At 68.5% G+C, this 6,073-nt stretch carries 6 protein-coding genes and 1 pseudogene; 5 read left to right on the top strand and 2 right to left on the bottom strand.

Going from position 1 to position 6,073, the window contains the following annotated elements:
• From ACFVVK_RS18845 to ACFVVK_RS18830, 4 genes and pseudogenes are all read left to right on the top strand, one after another.
• Window positions 1–180: pseudogene (locus tag ACFVVK_RS18845) on the top strand (sugar phosphate isomerase/epimerase); the annotation flags it as partial.
• Between the two features lie 268 nt (window positions 181–448).
• Window positions 449–1,501 carry a Gfo/Idh/MocA family protein gene (locus tag ACFVVK_RS18840; RefSeq protein WP_390270454.1) on the top strand — a complete coding sequence of 351 codons (1,053 nt, stop codon included), beginning with the start codon at window positions 449–451 and terminating at the stop codon, window positions 1,499–1,501.
• A 56-nt stretch (window positions 1,502–1,557) separates the two neighbouring features.
• Window positions 1,558–2,286, top strand: coding sequence for a DsbA family oxidoreductase (locus tag ACFVVK_RS18835; protein ID WP_390270451.1), 729 nt, complete (start codon window positions 1,558–1,560; stop codon window positions 2,284–2,286).
• Between the two features lie 108 nt (window positions 2,287–2,394).
• Window positions 2,395–3,714, top strand: coding sequence for a nicotinate phosphoribosyltransferase (locus ACFVVK_RS18830; RefSeq protein WP_390270448.1), 1,320 nt, complete (start codon window positions 2,395–2,397; stop codon window positions 3,712–3,714).
• 37 nt (window positions 3,715–3,751) lie between these two features.
• Here the strand turns inward: ACFVVK_RS18830 and ACFVVK_RS18825 are convergent, their stop codons facing one another.
• Window positions 3,752–4,123 (bottom strand): nuclear transport factor 2 family protein, encoded by a 372-nt coding sequence (locus tag ACFVVK_RS18825; RefSeq protein ID WP_390270445.1) that lies wholly within the window; start codon window positions 4,121–4,123, stop codon window positions 3,752–3,754.
• 184 nt (window positions 4,124–4,307) lie between these two features.
• On the opposite strand from ACFVVK_RS18825, the gene ACFVVK_RS18820 reads away from it, so the two are divergent.
• Entirely contained in the window at window positions 4,308–4,946 is a 639-nt protein-coding gene (locus ACFVVK_RS18820) for a TetR/AcrR family transcriptional regulator (RefSeq protein WP_390270443.1), read from the top strand.
• Window positions 4,947–5,060: 114 nt separating this feature from the next.
• Here ACFVVK_RS18820 and ACFVVK_RS18815 read toward each other — a convergent pair whose 3' ends face one another.
• Window positions 5,061–6,002: a 2-hydroxyacid dehydrogenase gene (locus ACFVVK_RS18815; RefSeq protein ID WP_390270440.1), complete on the bottom strand. Its 942-nt coding sequence runs from the start codon at window positions 6,000–6,002 to the stop codon at window positions 5,061–5,063.
• Window positions 6,003–6,073: the final 71 nt, after the last annotated feature.

The following is a 6,073-nucleotide window of genomic DNA, read 5'->3' as shown; positions in this document are numbered from 1 at the left end:
GTTCCCTGGGAATCCTCCTTCCGCGCCCTCGCCGCGATCGGCTACGACGGCCCCATCAGCATCGAATGGGAAGACGCCGGCATGGACCGGCTCCACGGCGCCCCCGAAGCCCTCGCCAACCTCAAAAAGTTCGACTTCCCGGCGTCGAACACCTCCTTCGACGCCGCCTTCAAACAGTAGGAGCCGGCAGTGGCCGACCGAACCGGGACCGCCGGGAGCCCGAGGGGGAAGACGACCCCCGGCAACGGCGGGGCCGAGCGCCTTCTAGAGAGCGGCAGCGCCAACTGGATCCCGCGTCTTCCCCCGACGGACACCGCTGCGCACATGGCCGCTGTTTGGCGGGCGGGGTACGCTCAACGTCAACAGCTGGTCTCCCGACTCGGCCCACACTGCAGTCGTGGCGTCCCCGGACCAAGAGCCAGACGCAGACTCAACAAAGGACTGACCCGTGACCGACCTCAGCAATGGCATCTCAGACGGGCAACTTCGTTGGGGAATCCTGGGAACTGGCTTCATCGCCGGGCTGCAAACCCAGGACCTGATCGAGAACGGCTTCACTGTGCAGGCCGTTGGTTCACGAATGCTGGAATCGAGCCGGGCATTCGCTGAAAAGTACGGCGTACCCACGGCGCATGACAGCTACGAGGCGCTGGTCGCGGACCCGGAAGTGGATGTCATTTACATCGCCACGCCCCACCCGTTTCACCATGCGAACGCACTCCTTGCCCTAAACGCCGGCAAGCACGTCCTGGTGGAGAAGTCGTTCACCATCAATGCCCGCGAAGCGCGGGAGATCGTTGACCTGGCCGAGGCCAAGGGACTCGTCGCGTTGGAAGCTATGTGGACCCGGTTCCTCCCCCACATGGTGCGGCTGCGCGAAATCATCCAGGAGGGCACCATCGGCGAGGTCCGTAAGGTGGTGGCCAGCCACAACCAAAATCTGCCCACGGATCCGGCCCACCGGCTGAACGATCCTGCCCTGGGTGGCGGCGCGCTGTTGGACCTCGGTATTTACCCCATCTCCTTTGCCATTGACATCCTCGGCACTCCGAACACCATCAGGGCCAGCGCTTCCATGACGGCAACTGGTGTGGACCGGCAGACGGCGGCGATCTTTGAATACCTCGGCGGACAGCAAGCCATCGTGGACTGCGAACTGGACGCCGCAAGCGCCAACCGTGCCATGGTCATCGGGACCGAGGGGTGGGTGGACATTGAGTCCACTTGGTACTACCCGGCGCCCCTCACGGTGTTCGACCCGCACGGAAACGTCCTCGAGACCTTCAGCCAGCCCGTCACCAGCAGGGGGATGCAGTACCAAGCAGCCGAGATGGAACGACTCGTCCGTGCCGGTGACACGGCGGGCACCATCCTTCCGCCGAGCGAGAGCATCGCCATCATGGCCGTCATGGATGAGATCCGCCGCCAGATCGGCCTCACCTACGACGCCGACGCCGCACCGGCTCCCGGAAGGACCGGCAGCGAGCAAAACGGGCAGTGAGCAACACTACATCCCGCCGTGGGAATGGACCCTTCACCGTCCCGGTTGATGCCGACATGAAGATTGAGATCTGGTCCGACGTCGCCTGCCCCTGGTGCTACATCGGCAAGCGCCGTTTCGAAACCGCCCTCGCGGCCTTCCCGCACCGCGACGCCGTCCAGGTGCAGTGGCGCAGCTACCAGCTGGACCCCACGCTCCCGGAGCACTATGACGGCACCGAACTGGACTACCTGAGCACGCGCAAAGGCCTGGCCCCGGCGCAGGTCACGCAGATGTTCGAGCACGTGGCGGCCCAGGCTGAGGGTGAGGGACTGGATTACCGGTTCGACGCCGTCGTCGTGGCCAACAGCTTCACGGCCCACCGGCTGATCCACCTCGCCGCCGCCCACGGCAAGCAGGATGCCGCCAAGGAACGCCTGTTGAGCGACCACTTCGAACAGGGCAAGAACATCGGCAGCCAGGAGTACCTGACCGCCCTGGGCCTGGACCTCGGACTCGACGCCGGCGAACTGGCCGACCTGTTCCGCACGGACGCCTACGCCGACGACGTCCGGCACGACATCGCGGAGGCCCGGGCACTGGGCATCAGCGGCGTCCCGTTCTTCGTGATCGACCGGAAGTTCGGGCTCTCCGGCGCCCAGCCCGCCGAAACCTTCACCGCGGCCCTCGAGCAGGCGTGGCAGGACAGCCACCCCCTGGTCATGGTGAACGCCGGCGCGGAAGCTACGGCGGACGACGCCGGCAAGGAATCCGGCGCCTGCGGTCCCGAGGGCTGCACCGTCTGAGCCTAGGTTCCGCCGCCGTCGTCCAGCCCGCGACCTGGCGGCCCGGCCGGCGGCAGGTTTCCGGCGAACTCGCGACCCTCGCGGCTGTGCGCCGGCCTAGAGTGGACCATGGACACTTCGGCCGGACCGGACGGGCACCGGACCTCCCTGTTTACCGACCACTATGAGCTGACAATGTTCCAGGCGGCTCTGCACTCCGGCGCCGCACACCGCCGGTCGGTCTTCCAGGCCTTTGCCCGGGGGCTGCCGGCGGGGCGTCGGTACGGGATCGTGGCGGGCACCGGCCGGCTCCTCGAGGGCATCGCGGACTTCCGGTTCGAGCAGGACGACCTCGACTACCTCGCCGAGGCTGGCGTGGTCGGCGACGACACACTGGAACAGCTAGCCGGTTTCCGGTTCTCCGGCAACATCTGGGGGTATCCGGAGGGCGAGGCCTACTTCCCGCACTCCCCCGTCCTGATGGTCGAGTCGACGTTCGCCGAGGCCTGCGTGCTGGAGACCTACGTCCTGTCGGTGCTGAACCACGACAGCGCCGTTGCCTCCGCCGCGTCCCGGATGACCCGCGCCGCCGGCAGCCGGCCGTGCCTTGAGATGGGTTCGCGCCGCACCCACGAGGAAGCAGCGGCAGCGGCGGCCCGGGCGGCCGTGATTGCCGGCTTTGCCGGGACGTCCAACCTGGCCGCGGGACGGCGCTACGGGCTCCGCACCGTCGGCACCGCGGCCCACGCCTTCACCCTGCTCCACGACTCGGAGCGCGACGCCTTCGCCGCCCAGCTGGCATCGCTGGGGCCAGGCACCACGCTGCTCGTGGACACGTACGACGTCGAAGCGGCCGTCCGCACGGCCGTCGACCTTGCCGGGGACAGGCTTGGGGCCGTCCGGCTGGACTCCGGGGACCTGGTGGCCCAGGCACGGTGGGTCCGTGAACTGCTGGACAGCCTGGGCAACGCGGACACGAGGATCGTCGTGACCTCGGACCTGGATGAGTTCTCCGTCGCCGCGCTCCGGTCCGCCCCGGCCGATTCCTACGGCATCGGGACGTCCCTGGTGACGGGTTCCGGGGCGCCCACGGCCGGCATGGTCTACAAGCTGGTGAGCCGGGCCGACGACTCGGGCGACCTCATTGCTGTGGCCAAGACGTCCACGGACAAGACCAACGTCGGCGGCCGCAAATATGCTGTCCGCCGCCTGGACGACCACGGCACCGCCACCCATGAGGTCCTCGGGGTGGGCCATCCTCCAGCCGGCAGGAACAGCCGCCCCCTCCTGCAGCAGTTCATGAGGGACGGCGAACTCCTGCCCGGCTGGACCGGGCGGGACGCGGTGGCGCGGGCCCGGGAGCGGCACACCGCCTCCATGGCGGAGCTGCCCCGGGTGGTGGACCGGCTGCAGCCCGGCGAGCCGGCGATCCCGACCGTCTACGAGTGAAGAGCCGCACGGTCCGCGGCAGCGTCCACCGGACCGGCTACCGCGTCTTCAGGGCCTCGTTGACGGGAGCGAAGGCGACGCGGTCCAGGACGAGTTCGATCTCGCGGATTTTGCCTGCGCTGATGGTGAGCAGCTCGATGCACCTCACGGCACCAGCGGCGGTATCGGTGACGAAGTCGTACACGACACAGGCACGGTCCTGGGCGCTGAAGACTTCCCGGATCTCGTTGCGGACCAGCACCGGGAGAAGGCGCTTGAGGGCCGTCGCCCACCCGGCCATGTCGAGAGTCGCACCGGCGAAGGTGGCTACGAGATCCTCACCGAGCAGGTTTTCCAGCACGTCCATATCGTGGGAGCCGACGGCCAAGACGTAGGAGCGGGCGATCCCTTCCACGCTCTGGTCGTTCATGAGGTCCTTCCTTGAGCAAACTCTTGGGCAGCGGACGCGCCCTTCCACCTGCCGTGCACAAGCGAAGAATATGGGCGCGGTCACATGGTGTCCAGAAGCCCAGCGGCCGGGGAGCGGGAGGGAAGGCCGTGTCGCAGTTTTTCCACCCTGCGGATTTAGTGACAGATCGCGCTAAAGTGTGCGTATGCCCAGGATTTCGGCCGCGACCAACGCCGCCCAACGTGCCGACACCCAGCGCCGCATCCTGACCGCGTTCGGCGAACTCCTGTTCACCCACGGCCTGCCCGGCCTGACCATGACCGACGTCGCGCGCCACGCTCGGATCGGGCGGACGGCCGTCTACAACTACTACGCTGACATCGAAGAGCTCCTCATCGCCTACGCGTTGGACGAGACCGAGCGGTTCCTGATCGACCTGCGCGAATCACTGAACTCGCTGGAGAACCCGGTGGAACGGCTGGCCGTCTACGTCCGGGCCCAGGTGGAGGACCTGAGCCGGCGCCACCTGCCGCCGGGACCAGCCATGGCGGCGGTGCTCTCGCCGTCGTCGTTCGCCAAACTCGCGGACCACGTTGGCGAGCTCAGCGTGCTCCTGCAGGGGATCCTGCGGGACGGCATGGCCCAGGGTTACCTGCCCGAGTCGGACATCGGGCAGCTCGCCCAGCTCATCCACGGCACGCTCTCTTCGAGCGCGGCCCGCGGTGACGGGGCCGGGCGGGACGCCGACGCCGAGGCGCGGCTCGCCCGGACGGTGCGGTTCATCCAGCTGGGAGCCGGCGCCAGGTTCGACGACGCCGGCCAGCCGGTCCCCGTCGGCACCTGAGCCGTCCGGTCCCCGTGACCTGCTACTCCCCCGTCAGGCAAAGTTCTTTCTACCTCGCTGCAGTCGGCGCCGCCGGAATGGCCCGTGCGGCGTGGTCCTGGTTCGGGGCGGCCATCAGAACGGACCCCGCTGGACGAGGTTTGCCGGGACCTGGCCGGTGGCCAGCGCCTGGAGCTGGGCTGCCAGGAGTTTCAGGATCCTGGGCTCGAAGGCGGACGTGTTTCCGCCGACGTGCGGGGTGATGAGGGAGTTGGCGGCACTCCAGAGCGGGTGGCCTGCCGGGAGCGGCTCGGGATCCACCACATCGAGGGCGCAGTGGAGCCGGCCGGAGACGACCTCCTTGGTCAGCGCGTCGGTGTCCACCACGGCGCCGCGTCCGACATTGACCACGAGTGCGCCGTCGGGCAGTGCCGCGAGCACCTCCGCACCGATCAGGTGGCGGGTCTGGTCGCTGAGCGGGAGGACAGTGATCAGGACGTCATGGCTGGCCGCCAGCTCCGGCAGGGCCGAGGACGGGTGGACGGTGCCGTGCTCGTCGGTCCGGCCAGTGCTGCCCACCCGTGTCAGCTCGACCTCGAACGGTTCCAGTCGGCGGGCGATCTCGTGCCCGATGCCGCCGACCCCTACCAGCAGGACACGCCGGTCAGCCAGGGACCGGCGGCGCTGCGGGCGCCACTGCTGGCTGAGCTGGTCCCGGGCAGCATCGTCGATGCCGCGAAGCTTTGCCAGGGCGAGGCCCACGGCGAGTTCGGCGGTGGCGGCGGCGTGGACGCCGGACGCTGTGGCCACTCCTGCCGCCGGCCCGGCGGCGCTGATGACGCCGTCGTATCCGGTGGACTGGGTCTGCACGAATTTCAGCCCTGGGGCGCGGCCTAAAGCCCCCATCACGGCCCCGGCGTTCAGGTACGGCAGGACGACGCCGTCGATGTCGCCCAGGCCCGCGCCCACCGGCTCGGACTCAAGGTCCCACACGACGCCCTTCAGGCCGTCGGGAAGGGGCGAAAGCTTCGCGAGCAGTTCGGCATCGGGAAGGCTCACTGTGTGGACTGTTTGCATGCGGGCATCCGTCTTCGTTGTGGTGGGTGTTCCTGGTGCTCCGAGCGTACCGCCGGGCACTTGGCGTGCGG

This window comes from Arthrobacter sp. NPDC058192 (assembly GCF_042883665.1).
Taxonomy (GTDB): Bacteria; Actinomycetota; Actinomycetes; order Actinomycetales; family Micrococcaceae; genus Arthrobacter.
This window is presented reverse-complemented; position numbering and strand designations above follow the sequence as displayed.

Bases quoted from the DNA above. Each gene is read 5' to 3' on its own strand.
- ACFVVK_RS18835 (WP_390270451.1), top strand. From the start codon at position 1,558: ATGAAGATTGAGATCTGGTCCGACGTCGCCTGCCCCTGGTGCTACATC.
- ACFVVK_RS18830 (WP_390270448.1), top strand. From the start codon at position 2,395: ATGGACACTTCGGCCGGACCGGACGGGCACCGGACCTCCCTGTTTACC.
- ACFVVK_RS18825 (WP_390270445.1), bottom strand. From the start codon at position 4,123: ATGAACGACCAGAGCGTGGAAGGGATCGCCCGCTCCTACGTCTTGGCC.
- ACFVVK_RS18820 (WP_390270443.1), top strand. From the start codon at position 4,308: ATGCCCAGGATTTCGGCCGCGACCAACGCCGCCCAACGTGCCGACACC.
- ACFVVK_RS18815 (WP_390270440.1), bottom strand. From the start codon at position 6,002: ATGCAAACAGTCCACACAGTGAGCCTTCCCGATGCCGAACTGCTCGCG.